The following is a 17,268-nucleotide window of genomic DNA, read 5'->3' as shown; positions in this document are numbered from 1 at the left end:
CTTCGTTTTCACAAGGAGGGGTCATCAGAAGTATATCGATAAATCAATCGACACATCCCTACGGCAGTATGAGCTGCATCAGGTTCTGAGGGTATATCTCAACCGCGCAAGCGGTACCCCTTGTGTTTGTATTTTCTACATGATTAGTTTATCATTAACTTAAACTAAATGCAAGGTGGGCGATTGAGAAAATGGCAAAATTAAACAAAATCGGGATTATTGGACTGGGACACGTAGGCTCAACGTTAGCTTATACACTGTGTTTGTCGGGGCTTGCGCGTGAGCTTGTCTTGATTGACACGGATGAAAAAAAGGTGCATGCGGAGAGTCTGGAGCTCGCAGACACGCTACAAAATCTAGCGCATAACGTCGTTTTGACGGAAAATGCCTACGCAGCACTTCTTGATGCGGAGCTTTTAGTCTTCTGTGCAGGAGACATCCGCGTCTTAGAAACGGCGTCGGACAGGCTTGCTGAGCTACGTGTGACGTCAAAAGTGGTGAGAGATGTCGCACCAAAAATTGTCTCATCAGGCTTTGACGGCCTGGTCATCTCAATCACAAATCCTTGTGATGTCATCTGTCAGTATTTGGCTGAAATGATCGGTTTTGATAAGAAAAAAGTCATTGGCAGCGGCACTCTAATCGACAGTAATCGGTTGAAAAATCGCACGGGAGATACGCGGAGTCTCGTCATTGGTGAGCACGGTGAATCACAGCTAGCACTCAATGCGAGTGAGGCTGCAGCAACAGCAGCACGTCTGACGGGTTGGGAGATTTATTCAGCAAAGCAGCATACGGCTTTTGGGATAGCTTCAAGTGTGACACGGATTATACGTGTGCTTGCATCAGGGTCTGACGAACTTTTGCCTGTCTCGACCTATGATGAAAAAGCAGGCTGTTACTATGCGGTACCTAGCAGTATATCTCTCGCAAATGGTACAGAGACGCGAGTCGTGCCATTGCTTTCTGACGAGGAAGTAGCCAATCTGCGCCGTAGCATTAACACAATCAAAGCGAATTATAAAACAATCTGATATAGAAAAAATTTAAGTCTGTTATAAGTTTTCGGTAATACGCGCTTTCTTGTTTTGGTGGTATACTAGTTTTTGTAATCAAAAACGAAAAAATTTGGAGGAATTATTTTTATGAAAAAAATCACAAAAATCGTGACAGCCTTGGTTGCTGTCTTTGCAGTCGTAGCACTTGCAGCTTGCGGCGCAAAAAAAGACGATTCGAAAGCTGTTCACACGTACACGGTTGGTGTTGCGAGTGATCAACAAAAAGAAATCTGGGAAAAAGTTGGCGCATCTTTGAAAGATGAAAACATCAAAATCAAAGTAAAATTGTTCAGCGGCTACACGGAAGAAAATCCAGCCTTGGCTGACGGTTCACTTGACTTGAACAGTTTCCAACACGTTGCCTTTCTTGAAAACTACAACAAAGAAAACAAGCAAGACTTGACTTACATCGGCTACACGCTGATCTCACCATTTGGTCTTTACTCTGATAAGAAGATTTCAAAACCAAGTGAATTGAAAGATGGCGATACGGTTGCCATTCCAAACGACGTGACAAACGGTGGACGTGCGCTTCAAGCGCTTGAAGCATTGAAGATTATCACACTTAAAAAAGATGCCCCAGCATCACCAACTGTCAAAGATATTAAAACTTATAACACAAAAATCAAGATCAAAGAAATCCAAGCTGATCAACTTGTGAGCGTCTTGCCTGACGTGACTGCAGCGTTTATCAACACGAACTATGTGACTGACCAAATGCACACAACACCTAAAAAATCAGCGATCTACATCGATACGGATCACCTTGACAAAGTTAGCAAACTTTACAAAAACGTGATTGCAGTCCGCAAAGAAGATAAAAATAAAGCAGACTTCAAGAAAATCGTTAAAGCCTACCAAACACCAGCAATAGCGAAACTCATTGAAGCAACAAATGACTATCCTGCTTGGGACGGTGCAAAATAAGACAGTCAAGTTGATTGACTAACACCAAAAAGGCTTGAGTTAGTTGCTCAAGTCTTTTGTTATCACTGGGGAAAATGGTAAAATAGAAACTATGATAAATCTAAAAGACATTAGCGTGACTTTCACGCAAAAAGATCGCGAGGTCAAGGCCGTTGACAATGTATCGCTTGAGGTTGACAAAGGTGATATTTATGGCATCGTTGGCTATTCTGGAGCAGGAAAATCAACGCTAGTGCGCGTGATTAACTTGCTACAGCCGCCAACGCAAGGCTCAGTGATTGTTGATGATAAAGATCTTGTTGCCCTCTCAAAGAAAGCGCTCAATGAAGAACGCAAAAAAATTGGCATGATTTTCCAACATTTCAATCTGATGGAATCACGCACGATAGCGGATAACGTAGCGTTTCCACTCAAAGGGTCAGGGTTGTCAAAGGCTGAAATCACTGAAAAAGTCGAAAATCTGCTTGAACTTGTCGGCATTTTGGATAAAAAAGCAGCCTACCCCAATCAGCTTTCGGGTGGTCAAAAGCAGCGTGTCGCGATTGCGCGTGCGCTTGCAAATGACCCGAAAATCCTACTCTGTGACGAGGCGACGAGTGCACTTGACCCCAAAACAACGCTTGCTATCTTGTCGCTTTTGAAAGAAGTCAATGAAAAACTGGGTATCACAATAGTCATCATCACGCATGAGATGCAAGTGGTCAAGGAAATCTGTAACAAAGTGGCTGTCATGGAAAATGGTCGCGTGATCGAATCTGGTCAGGTTATTGATATTTTCAATAATCCGCAAAAACCGCTGACGCTTGATTTCATCAGAACAGCGACGCATGTCGAGCAGGCTGAAAAACAAATCCTGTCTCACACGTCTGAAAAAGTCTACGAACTCAAGTTTTCACATGCGTCAGATCCGATTATTATCGAGCTTTACAAACGTTTTGGTGCTTCAGCCAATATCTTGTATGGCAATATCGAATTCATCCAAAATATTCCGATTGGTACGCTTTTGGTGACTTTTACGGGTGACTTTGTCTTTGACGATGTTGTGGCATATCTGACGAGTCAAGACGTGAAGATTGTAGAAATTGGAGGTTCAGCAAATGTTTGATAAACTACTCCCTAATGTAAATTTAATCTGGCCTGACATCTGGACGGCGACGCTTGAAACGTTGCAAATGACTGTGATTGCGGGCATTATCGCAGGAATTATTGGGCTGTTTTTGGGTATTGTACTCCTGATTACAGATGAAGGTGGGCTCACGCCAAATCGTCTTTTGTACAATATTTTAGATAAAATCGTAAATATCGGACGTTCCATTCCATTTATCATCCTGCTTGCCATTATCGTGCCATTTACGCGCGTGCTGGTTGGGACAAGTGTCGGGACTGCTGCGGTTACAGTGCCTATCGTTATCGGAACCATCCCATTTTTTGCGCGTCAGATCCAAAATGCACTGCTCGAAGTGGATCCTGGTGTTATCGAGGCTGCACGGGCTATGGGTGTCAGCAATCTGGGCATCATTTTCCGTGTCTACCTCAAAGAAGGCCTCGTGTCAATCATCCGTGCGTCGAGCTTTACGGTCATTAACCTGATTGGCTTGACTGCCATGGCGGGGACTGTCGGTGGCGGCGGCCTCGGGGCAATGGCGCTTCAGATCGGCTACCAACGTAACCAAAAAGATGTGACCTTTATGTCGCTTGTTTTGGTGCTTGTCATTGTCTTCATTACACAGATTTTGGGCAATCTAGGCGTCAAGGCAGCGTCAAAAGGTCGGAAACTTTAATCAATACTAACGCATAAAGTATCTGAAAAGGTGCTTTTTTGTTGTTAATTTTAATAAAATGGACTTAATTGAGGAAATGAGTGAGCTACTCCTTGCAATGGAGGTAAAAATCGAGTATAAAAGGAGAGTCTGGTATTGGTAAAAGCACGCTGCTTAAACTAATAGCAGGTCTGGATAGAAATTTTCAAGGTGATATAGCGGTTCAAGGTAAAAAGATTTCAAAACTTTCAGATTTTAGTTTATCTAGATTTAGAAACGAAACGATTGGTTTTGTGATACAAGAAAGCCTAGTTATTGATAATTACTCGGTTTTAGAGAATATACTTGTTCCAGCAGTCTATGCGCAGAAAGCAAAAAAAATAGAGGCGCTGACGCATGCAAATGAACTTATGGCTAGCTTAAATATTTCAGACATTCAGAACAAAAAAGGCAGACAACTTTCTTTGGGGCAAAGACAGCGTGTTGCGATAGCAAGGGCATTAGTACTTAAACCAGAGATAATTTTAGCAGATGAGCCAACTTCTAGTGTAGATGAAAAAAATCAAGAGCGTATTTTGTCACTCTTGATGGCATTAAAAAAGCAAGGAACAGGAATAGTCATTGCCAGTCATGATAAGCAGGTGTTAGATATTGCTGATAAGAAATACAAAATTACTGATAAAAATATAGTTTCGGTCAGTCATATATGTTAAAATAAACTTACTGGCAAGAAAGTAGGGTGATAAATTTGACGAAAACTGAAAAATTGGTCGACGAGATCAACCTAGTACACCAAAAATTCTCTGAAGATTATTTTGAAACTGATAAAGTAGAAAAAATCAATCTGTCACACACGCTACAAAAGTTGTTCCCTAATGGCGATATAAAGCACATCTATAATTATCGCCTGAACCTACATGAGAGCATCAACGATTATCTGATGGAATCGGATTTAGAAGAGATTAAATTTTACTATCGTGTGAAAACAAGGGAATCCATTGATGATAAGATTTCAAGATACAGTGAACGTTCTGACCAATATCCTGTGAATAGTTGGCTTAATGACATTTTTGGGGCAAGAATTGTGCTGAATGATGATGAGATTTCAGAAGTGATAGCTCATTTGGATGAATGGCAAGAAAAATATGGTCTAAAAAATTGGTATGTGCGCAACAAAGATGGCTATAATGGGATACACGTCTATTTCAAAAACAAGAACAATTTCTATTTTCCGTGGGAGCTTCAAATCTGGAACGAAAAAGATAAGCAGTTAAACATAGAAAATCACAGGAAATTCAAGCGGAATTTCGTCTAATTTGTTAGCGAGTATTTTCGCCTTTGCAGTATGACAATCTTTTGAAAAAATTAGGAATGGAACTTACTTATGAAATGGGAAGGCAAAAAACAGACAGATGACTTTGAGGATCGCACGGGAGATAGCAGCAAGTCAGGATCGGAGATTGATCTGACGGATATCATTGGCGGTCTGACAAATAGCAAATCTAGTGGGTCAACAAATGGTGGTCTTGGCATCGGGAAGTCTGGTGGACTTGTTGGTATCATTATCGTCGTCATCCTCGGGCTTTTAGGCATTGGCGGTGGCACGGGTGGTCTTGGTGATATTTTAGGGAGTTTGACGGGTCAAGCGCCACAAACGACGCAACGTGTCACGACCATGGGCGACTCGACAGATACGCGGAAGGCTTTTAGTAGAACGGTATTTCAGATGCTTGAGGACTATTGGTCGAGCGAGGCAAAGGACTATCATATCACCTATAATAATCCGACATTGTTGATTTATTCGGGAAGTGTTCAGACGCCGTTTGGCACGGCGACGAAGGATATGGGGCCGTTTTACTCGCCGTCAGATGAGAAAATCTATCTGGACACGAGTTTTCAGGATGAAGTAGCAACGAGTTATGGTGGCTCAAAAGGCGACTACACCATGGCTTATGTGCTTGCTCATGAGTTTGGTCACCACATTCAAAATGAAATCGGTCTCTCGCAGGCTATGGGGCGCTTGCAGCAACAGTTATCAACGGCAGAATACAACAAATATTCGGTTTGTTTGGAGCTGCAGGCTGACTATCTGGCGGGTGTTTGGACCAAACATTTGGCTGAAACTGATGACGGTGGCACGCCTGTTTTAGAAAAAGGTGACGTTGATGAAGCCTTGCAAACAGCTGCTGCGATAGGCGATGATACCCTTCAGAAGAAATTTAACAATGGTCGTGTCAATCCAGAATCGTTCACGCATGGCACTTCTGCTGACCGTCAGAAGTACTTTGAGCTGGGCTACAAATATGGCGATTTAGAGCATTCTGACGTCTTTGCTGACAAGGGCTTGAAAAATCCGATTGGTCAGATGCCAGCAAAATAACTTAAACCAGAATCTGTCAGAATAGACAGATTTTTTTGTCAAATCTTCTTGTCAAATGAGCGAAATTAGGTTACAATTAAAGAATGTAAAAGTGTTTTGACTTTTGCAGCACATAGCTAATAAAGAAACAAAAAATAAAGTAGAGGCCTCTATGGAAAATAACATCAAAAAATTGCGGAAAGCCATGAAATTTTCTCAGGAAGATTTGGCGCGGCTGACGCATTCTACCCGCCAGTCAATCAATGCGGTAGAAAATAATAAATATGATCCGTCGCTTGATTTGGCGTTCAAGATTGCACACGCACTCAATGTCGAGGTAGATGAGATTTTTATCAAAAAAACAAAGACAGACGAGGAGAATTATGTACTTTGGTGCGAAAAATATAGCTGTGAGCTATGGGAAAACCAACATCATAAAGAACCTGTCAGTTGAGATTCCACGCGGGTTGACAACGGCTATTATTGGCAAAAATGGTTCTGGGAAGACCACGCTTTTGAAGACACTGGGGCGTCTCATCACGCCTGATCAAGGTCATATCGAGCTTGACGAAGTACCACTCAGCGCTTACAGCAACATTGCGCTAGCTAAAAAGCTCGCCATGCTGCCACAAAGTCCGTCAACGCCTGATAATATCACGGTCATGGACCTTGTGAGTCTGGGGCGTTTTCCCTACCAAAAGCTGACGATGACGCGTCTGTCTAAGCAGGATTATGATGCGATTCGGCGTGTGATGATGGAGACAAATGTCTGGGATATTCGCACGAAAAAAGTGGCAGATCTCTCGGGTGGTCAGCGTCAGCGGGTTTGGATCACGCTTGTGCTCGCACAAGATAGCGAGATTATCTTGCTTGATGAGCCAACGACCTATCTGGATATTATTCATCAGATGGAAGTTTTGACTTTGCTCAAGATTTTCGCCAAAAAGATGAAGAAAACAGTGGTTTACGTCCTGCATGATTTGAGTTTGGTGGCACGTTTTGCAGATCAGATTATTGCCATGAAAGATGGTGATATCGTGGCAAATGGTCTGACAGATGATATCTTTACTGAGTCTGTCATCAAGGATGTGTTTGGAATCACAGTTGAGATTGGGCGAGATAGCTATGCCGACACGCCGATTATTGTCGGGGTGAAAAATGTCTAGACATCGTTTTTTCTTGTCAGTCAACTTGCTAGTGCTAGCACTGATTGTCATTGCGGTTATGAGCCTTGCGATTGGCAACAAAACCTATGCGCTGACAAATTTATTGGGCAATGACATCGTCACGCAGATACGGTTACCACGTTTACTTGCGACACTTTTTGTCGGGATTTTACTTTCTGCGAGTGGTCTGATGATGCAGTCGATGACGCAAAATCCGATTGCTGAGCTCTCAACGCTTGGCATTTCATCAGGCTCATCGTTTGCGCTTGCGATTTTACTGGGACTTGGCTTTGGCACATCCTCGCTCATCTCACTTTTAGCGGGTGCTCTGGGTGCAGGTCTTGCCTTTGTCCTGGTTGTTGTATTGACGGCACGCAGTCGGTTCAATCCGCTAAAAACGCTGCTCGTTGGCATGTCGCTGAGCATGATTTTCACCAGTCTTGCGTCATCCATCAGTTTTTACACGAAAAATACGCAGACTTATTTTATGTGGCTGGTTGGCTCATTTTCTGGCGTAACACGCGAAAAAGTCTGGTTTATGGCCTTGGTCACCTTGATATTTTTGGCTGTCATCGGTGTTTTTGGCAAGCAAATTAAGATTTTAGGCTTTGGTCAGGAGCTTGCGACATCTTTAGGTGTCAATGTAGCAGGTGTCAGAACGCTCATGATGATTCTTGTCGTTCTTGCAAGCTCAATCGTGGTATCAAGTGTGGGTGTGATTAGCTTTGTTGGTTTGATTACCCCGCATATCGCAAAACGTTTGGTCAGAAACGATGCGCATTTTGGTCAGATTTTTATCTTGTCAAGCTTACTTGGTATGTGTCTTTTGAGTTTATCTGACTTCCTGGCGCGTGTGATTTTTATGCCTTATGAATTTCCAGTTGGTGCAATCACCATGCTGCTTGGCGCACCGTTTTTCCTGTATTTGGTGCGAACAACCTCAGGAGGTGGCAAATGAGAACGGTCATCAAAAAAACAAGTCAAGCCTTGCGGTCACTAGCTTTTTGGCAAAAGATGCTAATTTTACGTGTTCTGACGGGAATTTTCATCCTTGCCGATGTTCTGACGGGTGCAAGTCATCAGATTTCTTGGCTGATCATTAGTAATTTTAGGCTACCTAGGCTTTTGATACTCGTTATCGCAGGAGTGGCAATCAGTGTATCAGGTGGTCTTGTCCAGGATACGACGGAAAATCCGCTTGCAGATTCGTCACTAATCGGTGTGACGGCAGGATCCTCTTTTGGAATTGTCCTGTTTATTGCATTTGGTGCAAGTTTGTCAAATGTACTTTATGTTTATCCGATATTTGCGGTGGCGGGTGCCCTTTTAGCCTATGCCATTCTCTATCAGCTCGCACTCAAGCGCAACAGTGGTCAGGTCAATCTGATCCTGACAGGCCTCGCCATATCAGCAGTTTTTCAAGCGCTGATCACAATCGTTCAGCTGCATTTGGATCAGTTTGGTATCCAGAAACTCGCCGTTTGGCTTTCTGGTGATGTCTGGCTGACGGATTATCCCTATATTGCTTTGCTTGCGGTTTTACTTGCCTTTGCACTTATCATATTACCGCGCTTTTTCAGGCGAATTGATTTGCTGCAGACTGGGCAAGAAATGGCATCTAGTCTGGGGCTTGATGTGATTAAGACACAAAAACAACTCCTAATCTTGTCCTTGCTTTTTGCAGCAATCGGTGTGGCAGCGGTCGGAAGCCTCGGCTTTCTGGGGCTGCTTGCGCCACACATTGCGAGAAACATGACGACATTTTCAGCTAAAAAACGCTATATTATCACGATTTTCGTGGGCGTTTTGATTATGCTCATAAGCGACATGCTCGCGAGAACTTTAATCGCACCAAGCACACTGCCGATAGGTTTCGTCCTATCTATTGTGGGTGCGCCATATTTCATCTATCTCATTACTAAAAAAATATAAAAAAGAAAGAGTCTATCTATGAAAAAATTACTCTCTGTTGTAGCTGTTTTTGCGGCTGCTATCCTCCTTGTTGCTTGTGGTAGCAAGTCAAAAGATGCAACATCAAAAGCGACAACGCACAACTTTACAGATGATCGTGGCAAGGTCGTCAAAGTGCCAAATGACCTGAAAAAAGTGGTTGTTCAAACTTTTCCTGACGAGGCAATCACGCTTGGTATGAACGTGGTTGGGACGGATCAATGGTCATTTCCCGATCCTTATCTGAGCAAAAAGCAAAAAGGTGATATGGTGGACCTAGGAGCGCCGATGAATGCTGAAAAAATCGCCGAAGTCGCACCTGACTTGATTGTCACGATTGACAAAGACAAGGTCGCTGACTACGAAAAAATCGCACCAACCGTCTATATCGAATATAATAAAGTCAAAGGAATGGATGCCAAACTAGATTATTTTGCTAAACTTTTCAATGCTAAGGCAGCTGAGAAGAAATTCCTTAAAACATTTGACGCGAAAGCTGCGGCTTATAAGGCACAGCTTGCAAAATCAGGCATCAAAACGTCTGACAGCACGATTTCAATCATTGAGCTCGTGGGCAATAAAATCTACGCCTATGGTAATGACTGGGGTCGTGGCGGGCAAGCGCTAACGCGAGGTCTTGGTTTCAAACAATCTAGTGAAATGCAGGCGATTTCTGACGGTGACGGCTGGAAAGAACTCAATGTCGAAAGCTTGGCTGATCTGAGTGCTGACTATATCTTTGTCGACTACGCAGCAGCTGATAAGTCACAATATGAAGCCCTGACAAAAAATCCAGTCTGGTCACAAATAAAGGCAGTCAAAGCTAAACAAGTCGTGACAATGGACTATAACAAAGTGTATTATTTTGGTGGTCCAACTGCATCTGAAAAACTGATGAAAGTCTATGCGGATGCGATTATCAAACAGACAAAATAAATCCTGTTAACTCACCAAAAAGAATCGCCTTCGGGTGATTTTTTTAGATTTACAAACTTGATCAACTGTATATTGTCCTTAAAAGGTGTATAATAAAGGAAATGCCCTTTTTTATTGGAGTGAAATCATGAACATCAAGCAACTTAGATATATCGTAGCCATTGCAAATACTGGTACTTTTCGTGAGGCAAGTGAGCAGCTCTATGTGAGCCAGCCGTCTATGTCTATCGCGGTCAAAGACCTAGAAACAGAGCTAGGTTTTAAGATTTTTGAACGGCTAAATACCGGGGTCAATCTGACGGTCGCAGGCGAGCGCTTTTACGAACAGGCACAAAGTGTCCTTCGGAATTTTGATACATTTGAAGCCAAATACATGTCGCCAGCCGCTACCCAGCGCAGTTTTTCTGTTGCCAGTCAGCATTACGACTTTTTAGCGCCTGTCGCAGTTGAGTTTTCCGACAAAAATCCCGATATTAAAACGATTCGCCTATTTGAGTCGACGACCTATAACATCTTGACGGAGGTGTCTGACGGTGTGTCAGACATCGGTATCGCCTACCTTAATAACCACAACCGCCTTGGCATCACGCGAATGCTTGACAAGCTTGATCTTGATTTTGAAGAACTTTTGACTTTCAAAACGCATATTTATCTGCGAAAAGATCACCCACTTGCAAGCAAGGCATTTGTGACCAATGAGGATCTGAGACCGCTGAGTCGGGCACGTTTTACACAAGAAAGTGAACAATTTCTCTATTACTCAGAAGATCTGGTGGAAACCTTTGAAAATACCAAGATTTACAACGTGACAGACCGTGCCTCTCTAAATGGTATTCTTGAGCGGACGGATTCCTATGCGACAGGATCAGGCTTTATTGACAAAGAAAGCGTGCACAATATCACCGTTGTCCCACTCGAAGACGGCAATGCCAACACACTGATATTGATCAAAAAGAAAAATCAACCGCTGTCAGAAGTCACAAAGTCTTATAAACGCAGCCTTGAAAATTACTTTGAACAAAACAAGTTCTGACGAGAAAAATCTCGAAGTCAGTGCATAAATAGTGGTAAATTTCATGAAAATAGTGTAAAATAATCAAGTAAAATCTTTTTATACTTCAAAATAGGAGAAAAAAACAATGGTAAAATTAGTATTCGCACGCCACGGCTTGTCTGAATGGAACGAAAAAAACCTCTTCACTGGTTGGGCTGACGTTGACTTGGCTGAACAAGGGATCGCTGAAGCTAAAAAAGCTGGTGAACTCATCAAAGCAGCAGGTATCGAGTTTGACGTGGCTTTCACATCAGTTTTGAAACGTGCCATCAAAACAACAAACTACGTGCTTGAGTATTCTGACCAACTTTGGGTGCCAGTTGAAAAATCTTGGCGCTTGAACGAACGTCACTATGGCGCATTGACTGGTCTTAACAAGGCTGACGCTGCCGTTCAATACGGTGACGAACAAGTGCTTATCTGGCGTCGTTCATATAACGTCAGCCCTGATGCTATGGACCACGATGCTGAATTTTCAGCACACGGCGACCGTCGTTACGCACAACTCGAAGATTCAGTTATTCCAAATGCTGAAAACCTTGAATTGACACTTGAACGCGCGCTTCCTTTCTGGGAAGACAAGATTGCTCCTGCACTTAAAGCAGGTCAAAACGTTTTTGTTGGGGCACATGGTAACTCAATTCGTGCACTTGTAAAACACATCAACAAATTGTCAGAAGATGAAATTTTGAAATTTGAAATTCCAAACTTCCCACCACTTGTGTTTGAATTCGACGAAAACTTGAACAAAACTGCGCAATACTATTTGGAAGACAAATAATAATTTGAAAACTGTCAGCATTGGCAGTTTTTTTTTAGGCAAAATTATCGTATAATAGTAATAATGAAACCGAAAAATAATGAGTCAAATAATAAATCAAAAAATAAAGCTTCAAAAGTGCTAGAAAACCCCTCAAAAGCGATTTTAAAACGGATAAATGTTCTGTTTTTTGTCATTTTTGCCCTGTTTTTATTGCTGGTAGGTAGACTTTACCAGATGCAGATTGCCGACCGAACATTTTACGAGAAAAAAATGGAAACGTCGGGCTCGATGTCGAGAATTACAGAAGGATCGGCGCGTGGTCAGATTTATGATGCTTCAGGAACGGCGCTCGTCTCAAACCAAGCCGTCCAAACCATCAACTTCACACGTAGCAATACAATCACAGCAGCTGAGATGCGCAAAATCGCAATCAAACTTGTCACCGTCATCCCAGATTCGGTCAAGACCGACAGCATCACTACTCGCGATAAAAAGGATTTTTTCCTTGCTAAGCCTAGCAATCTTGCCAAGGTGCAGGCACGTTTGAAAACGGCTGATACCTATGACAAGAAAACGGGAGAAAAGCTCTCAGAATCTGATCTCTACGCCAAATATGTCAAAAAAGTTACTGCCGCAGAGATTAACTACGATGCCAATACCGAGCTTGCTGCAAAATTATTCAAACGCATGAATGCCACGTCGAATTTTGCGACAACTATCATTGCTTCAGGCCAATTTTCTGCTGAACAACAGGCGACCATTGCTGAAAATGAGCGCTCACTCAGCGGTATCGCGGTCGGCACGACCTGGGATCGGGACTACGCAGATACGACGCTAAGAAGCATTTTAGGTACTGTAACTAGTGAGAAAACAGGGATTCCTGCTGAAGATCTCGCGGCTTATTTGAAAAAAGGTTACTCGCGAAATGACCGCGTTGGGACCTCTTATCTAGAAAAAGGCTATGAAGATGTCTTGCACGGCAAAAATGCTGTCAAGGAAGTCAAAGTCAATAAAGATGGCAAAGTCACAGGAACGCAAACAATCACCAAAGGCGAAAAAGGCAAAAATATCAAGCTGACCATTGACTCGAAATTTCAGCAAGGTGTGCAAAATATTTTGAAAAATAACTTTGCGACTTTGGAAGCAGAAGGTTACGGCGAATATTCGGCTGGCGCCTATGCTGTTGTCATGAATCCACAAACGGGTGCCATCTATGCCATGGGTGGGATTGACCATGACCTAGAAACTGGTGCGATAACGGACGATGCGCTAGGAACGATTCAAAACGTCTTCACGCCAGGGTCAGTCGTCAAGATGGGAACAATCTCAGCAGGCTGGGAAAATAACGTCCTTTCTGGCAATCAGGTGCTCAACGACCAACCCATCCAGATCCAAGGCTCACAGCCAAAAGAATCTTGGTTTACAAATGGTCAAATCACACCGATTTCTGCGGTTCAAGCGCTCGAGTATTCGTCAAATACCTATATGATTCAGACAGCGCTTGATATTTTAGGGCAGCCCTATCAGACAAATATGACGATTTATACATCAAAACTGGCTGATTCTTTCAAAAAAATACGCAAAACCTATGCTGAGTACGGCCTTGGCGCTGCGACAGGGCTTGATATTCCAGGAGAGTCAGATGGCTTTATGGGAACGGACGAGACGGCGGCAAACTACCTTGATGAAAGCTTTGGCCAGTACGATAACTACACGCCACTGCAACTTGCACAATACGCAGCAACCATTGCAAACGGTGGCAAGCGCGTTGCGCCCCACATTGTTGCAGGGATTTATGGCAATACTACTGACGGTGGCCTAGGTGCACTTGAGCAGACAATTACTGGCAAAACACTTAACACAGTTGACATCTCGACGGACGACGTGAGTCTCTTGCAGCAAGGCATGTATCAGGTCACGCATGGCGACAGTATGGCGACAGGGAAAAATATCATGGAAGGCGCAAGTGTCAACATCAGTGCTAAAACTGGGACATCAGAAACCTATGTGTCAAATGGTAATGGTGGGCTTGTGTATACCTCTGTAAATAATGTTGTCGCCTATGCGCCGTCAGAAAAGCCGCAGATTGCGATTGGTGTCATGGTACCAAACACGATTATTAAAGACGGTGGCGTTACGACCCATGCCAATCAATATATCACACGGGATATTGTTAATCTTTATAATTCGTTGTATGGCTTTAAGTAAACTAAAAAAGAAAGGCGTGTCCTATGGCCTATTATCCAGAACCGATTGCAAAGCTGATCGAGTCCTACTCAAAACTACCAGGCATCGGTCAAAAAACGGCAACGCGTTTGGCTTTTTATACGATTGGCATGTCTGACGACGATGTCAATGCCTTCGCTGGCAATCTGCTGTCAGCTAAGCGTGATTTACATTTTTGTAGCATTTGTGGTAATCTGACGGACACCGATCCGTGCAATATCTGCACAGACGAAACGCGAGACCGCACGACTATTTTCGTCGTTGAAGAGTCAAAAGATGTGCTCGCCATGGAAAAAATTCGTGAGTATACTGGCCTTTATCACGTCCTACATGGCACGATAAGCCCGATGAACGGCGTGAGTCCTGACGACATTAACGTGAAAACGCTGATTACACGTCTGATGGACAGCGAGGTCACAGAGATTATCATCGCAACCAACGCCACTTCTGACGGAGAGGCGACGGCCATGTATCTGGCGCGGATGATCAAACCCGCTGGGATCAAAGTCACGCGTCTTGCCCGTGGTCTCGCTGTTGGTAGCGATATCGAGTATGCTGACGAAGTAACCCTCAGTAAAGCAGTCGAAAACCGACAAGAAATATAAGTTTAGGAAAAGATATGAAAAAGAAATTAGTGATTTTATACGGCGGTCGCTCAGCCGAGCGCGAGGTGTCCGTTCTTTCAGCCGAAAGTGTGCTAAAAGCTGTTGATTACACAGCTTTTTCGGTCAATGTCTACTTCATCACAAAAGACGGTGATTTTGTCGCAGCGGGAGTGTTTGAAGCCACACCGCACGCAGACGATCATCTGCCGACAAACGAGACATACGATAAGAGCAAGGTTATGCCAGCTTCAGCCATTTACGAAAAAGATGCCGTTGTCTTTCCAGTACTACACGGTCCAATGGGCGAAGATGGCTCAATTCAAGGCTTTTTGGAAATTCTCAAGATGCCTTATATCGGACCCAACATCACGCATGCGAGTGTGACCATGGATAAAATCATGGCAAAACACGTCTTTGAGTCAGTTGGCGTGCCGCAAGTGCCCTATGTTGCTTTGACAAATCTAGTAGAAACTGCTGAAAAAATCAAAGAAACAGCCAAAAAATTGGGCTTCCCAGTCTTTGTCAAACCAGCAAACATGGGGTCATCAGTCGGTATATCTAAAGCTGAAAATGAAGCTGAACTCGCAGCTGCCATCAAAGAAGCGGGACTTTATGATAGTCGCATCTTGATAGAAAGAGGTGTGAACGCAAGAGAGATTGAAGTCGCAGTTTTAGGTAACGAAACCGTCGCAAGCACATGGCCAGGTGAAGTGGTCAAGGACGTGGCGTTTTACGACTATCAGTCTAAGTACATCGACAATCGTATCACCATGGATATCCCCGCTAAAATCGATACCCAAACAATGACTCAGATGCGGACATTTGCTGAAACGGCCTATCGCGCAGTTTCTGGGACAGGACTCAGCCGTTGTGACTTTTTCCTCACGACTGACGGAGAAATTTTCCTCAATGAAATCAATGCTATTCCTGGCTTCACACAGTTTTCTATGTATCCGTTGTTATGGGAAAATATGGGGATCAGCTACGCTGATTTGATCAAAAAACTAGTTGAGCTAGCTGAACAAAAATTTTCAGAACGTGAAGGACACCTCAAATGAATCTGACCTTACATGAGCTTGCAAGCGCTGTTTCTGCGATAAATGACGTCACAAAATATGCGGATGTAAAGCTTAATGATATCGAGTTTGACAGCAGACTTATCAAGCCTGGTGACATTTTTCTAGCCCTAAAAGGCGAGCGTGATGGTCATGACTTTATAGACGTCGCACTAAAAAATGGGGCAAGTGCTGTGATCACGTCACGCACGCTTTCTGATGAGATCCCGCAAGTAGTGGTGGCGGATACGCTCAAGGCCTTTCAGGACTTGGCAAGCTACTATCTGGAAAAAGAACAGCCAGACGTGATTGCGATTACAGGTAGTAATGGCAAGACGACGACAAAAGACATGACGGCGCAGATCCTTGCGACGACCTATAAAACTTATAAGACTCAGGGTAACTATAACAACGAGATTGGTCTGCCTTATACGGTGCTTCACATGCCTGAAAGCACGGAGAAACTGGTGCTCGAGATGGGGCAGGATCACATGGGGGACATTCATCTCTTATCGACCCTCGTGCGTCCAAAGCTTGCTGTGATCACTTTGATTGGTGAGAGTCATCTCGAGTTTTTCGGTAGCCGTGATAAGATTGCAGAGGGCAAGATGCAGATCGTTGACGGTTTGGTAGATGATGGTGAGCTGATTGCACCAGCTAATAAGCTGATCAATCGCTATTTACCTGAAAATCAGGCCATTACACGATTTGGTGAAGATGCTGACATCTATCTGAGTGCTTTGTATGAGCACAAGGACTACCTGACTTTTAGTGTCAACTTTTTAGACGAAGACCTGACTATACCAGTCCCAGGTAAGTTTAACGCGACAAACGCCATGGTTGCAGCCTATATCGGTAAGCACGAAGGCGTAAGCCAGGCTAATATCAAGCAGGCACTTGCTAAACTTGAACTGACAAAAAATCGTGTCGAATGGCGCAAAGCATCAAATGGGGCAGATATCTTATCAGACGTTTATAACGCCAATCCAACAGCTATGCGTCTCATTCTTGAAACCTTTCAGGAGATTCCAGCCAATCAAGAAAATGGCAAAAAAATCGCTGTTTTAGCAGATATGAAAGAGCTTGGTGAGGCGTCAGCGTCACTTCATGCAGGCATGCTAACTGCGATTAACCCTGAAAAGCTAGACATGCTCTATCTTTATGGCGAGGAAATGCTACCGCTCGCAGAACTTGTGGTTGACATCTTTCCCCGAGATACCGTCAAGTATTTCTATAAAGATGACAAGATTGATGAGCAAAATGCCATGATTTTGTCTTTGCTAGAAAATCTCGGTGCACACGATCAGATTTTACTCAAAGGTAGTAATTCTATGCGCCTTGCCGAAGTTGTCAAGGCATTAGAAAATCATACTAAATAAAATAAACATCTATCAAAATAGCGTCAGATT

The 17,268-nt window shown here is 43.4% G+C and carries 18 protein-coding genes and 1 riboswitch; all 18 genes read left to right on the top strand.

Features of this window, described 5'->3' with window-relative positions:
• Positions 1-38: 38 nt before the first annotated feature.
• Positions 39-131: riboswitch (TPP riboswitch) on the bottom strand.
• A 60-nt stretch (positions 132-191) separates the two neighbouring features.
• The 18 genes from Hs20B_RS04940 to Hs20B_RS04855 all read left to right on the top strand — a co-directional run bounded on the left by Hs20B_RS04940 (position 192) and on the right by Hs20B_RS04855 (position 17,238).
• On the top strand, positions 192-1,034 hold the full coding sequence (locus tag Hs20B_RS04940) for a lactate/malate family dehydrogenase (protein WP_172356198.1): 843 nt from the start codon (positions 192-194) through the stop codon (positions 1,032-1,034).
• Positions 1,035-1,145: 111 nt separating this feature from the next.
• The gene (locus Hs20B_RS04935; RefSeq protein WP_172356196.1) at positions 1,146-1,985 is read left to right on the top strand and encodes a MetQ/NlpA family ABC transporter substrate-binding protein; all 840 of its coding nucleotides are present in this window, start codon (positions 1,146-1,148) and stop codon (positions 1,983-1,985) included.
• A 91-nt stretch (positions 1,986-2,076) separates the two neighbouring features.
• Entirely contained in the window at positions 2,077-3,090 is a 1,014-nt protein-coding gene (locus Hs20B_RS04930) for a methionine ABC transporter ATP-binding protein (protein ID WP_172356194.1), read from the top strand.
• Positions 3,083-3,766, top strand: coding sequence for a methionine ABC transporter permease (locus Hs20B_RS04925; RefSeq protein ID WP_172356193.1), 684 nt, complete (start codon positions 3,083-3,085; stop codon positions 3,764-3,766). Before Hs20B_RS04930 ends, Hs20B_RS04925 begins: the two co-directional genes overlap by 8 nt.
• A gap of 116 nt (positions 3,767-3,882) precedes the next feature.
• Positions 3,883-4,458, top strand: a complete 576-nt coding sequence (locus tag Hs20B_RS04920) for an ABC transporter ATP-binding protein (protein ID WP_172356362.1) — start codon at positions 3,883-3,885, stop codon at positions 4,456-4,458.
• A gap of 35 nt (positions 4,459-4,493) precedes the next feature.
• On the top strand, positions 4,494-5,060 hold the full coding sequence (locus tag Hs20B_RS04915) for a nucleotidyltransferase family protein (protein WP_371863844.1): 567 nt from the start codon (positions 4,494-4,496) through the stop codon (positions 5,058-5,060).
• 69 nt (positions 5,061-5,129) lie between these two features.
• Positions 5,130-6,125, top strand: a complete 996-nt coding sequence (ypfJ, locus tag Hs20B_RS04910) for a KPN_02809 family neutral zinc metallopeptidase (RefSeq protein ID WP_172356189.1) — start codon at positions 5,130-5,132, stop codon at positions 6,123-6,125.
• 151 nt (positions 6,126-6,276) lie between these two features.
• Positions 6,277-6,558 (top strand): helix-turn-helix transcriptional regulator, encoded by a 282-nt coding sequence (locus Hs20B_RS04905; RefSeq protein WP_172356187.1) that lies wholly within the window; start codon positions 6,277-6,279, stop codon positions 6,556-6,558.
• Positions 6,488-7,270 carry an ABC transporter ATP-binding protein gene (locus Hs20B_RS04900; protein WP_172356185.1) on the top strand — a complete coding sequence of 261 codons (783 nt, stop codon included), beginning with the start codon at positions 6,488-6,490 and terminating at the stop codon, positions 7,268-7,270. Before Hs20B_RS04905 ends, Hs20B_RS04900 begins: the two co-directional genes overlap by 71 nt.
• Positions 7,263-8,228, top strand: a complete 966-nt coding sequence (locus tag Hs20B_RS04895) for a FecCD family ABC transporter permease (RefSeq protein ID WP_172356183.1) — start codon at positions 7,263-7,265, stop codon at positions 8,226-8,228. Before Hs20B_RS04900 ends, Hs20B_RS04895 begins: the two co-directional genes overlap by 8 nt.
• The gene (locus Hs20B_RS04890; protein WP_172356181.1) at positions 8,225-9,202 is read left to right on the top strand and encodes a FecCD family ABC transporter permease; all 978 of its coding nucleotides are present in this window, start codon (positions 8,225-8,227) and stop codon (positions 9,200-9,202) included. The genes Hs20B_RS04895 and Hs20B_RS04890 overlap by 4 nt, the downstream gene beginning before the upstream one ends.
• Positions 9,203-9,220: 18 nt before the next feature.
• Positions 9,221-10,156, top strand: a complete 936-nt coding sequence (locus tag Hs20B_RS04885; RefSeq protein ID WP_172356179.1) for an ABC transporter substrate-binding protein — start codon at positions 9,221-9,223, stop codon at positions 10,154-10,156.
• A gap of 127 nt (positions 10,157-10,283) precedes the next feature.
• Complete coding sequence (locus Hs20B_RS04880; protein ID WP_172356177.1) at positions 10,284-11,189, top strand: LysR family transcriptional regulator; 906 nt, start codon at positions 10,284-10,286, stop codon at positions 11,187-11,189.
• Between the two features lie 106 nt (positions 11,190-11,295).
• A complete protein-coding gene (locus Hs20B_RS04875) occupies positions 11,296-11,991 on the top strand; it encodes a phosphoglycerate mutase (protein WP_172356175.1) in 696 nt (231 codons plus the stop codon).
• A 63-nt stretch (positions 11,992-12,054) separates the two neighbouring features.
• A complete protein-coding gene (locus Hs20B_RS04870; RefSeq protein ID WP_172356172.1) occupies positions 12,055-14,181 on the top strand; it encodes a penicillin-binding transpeptidase domain-containing protein in 2,127 nt (708 codons plus the stop codon).
• 23 nt (positions 14,182-14,204) lie between these two features.
• Positions 14,205-14,804 (top strand): recombination mediator RecR, encoded by a 600-nt coding sequence (gene recR / locus Hs20B_RS04865; RefSeq protein WP_172356170.1) that lies wholly within the window; start codon positions 14,205-14,207, stop codon positions 14,802-14,804.
• Positions 14,805-14,818: 14 nt separating this feature from the next.
• Entirely contained in the window at positions 14,819-15,862 is a 1,044-nt protein-coding gene (locus Hs20B_RS04860; protein WP_172356168.1) for a D-alanine--D-alanine ligase, read from the top strand.
• The gene (locus Hs20B_RS04855) at positions 15,859-17,238 is read left to right on the top strand and encodes a UDP-N-acetylmuramoyl-tripeptide--D-alanyl-D-alanine ligase (RefSeq protein WP_172356166.1); all 1,380 of its coding nucleotides are present in this window, start codon (positions 15,859-15,861) and stop codon (positions 17,236-17,238) included. Before Hs20B_RS04860 ends, Hs20B_RS04855 begins: the two co-directional genes overlap by 4 nt.
• Positions 17,239-17,268: the final 30 nt, after the last annotated feature.

It is taken from the genome of Pseudolactococcus insecticola, assembly GCF_011170065.1.
Taxonomy (GTDB): Bacteria; Bacillota; Bacilli; order Lactobacillales; family Streptococcaceae; genus Pseudolactococcus; species Pseudolactococcus insecticola.
This window is presented reverse-complemented; position numbering and strand designations above follow the sequence as displayed.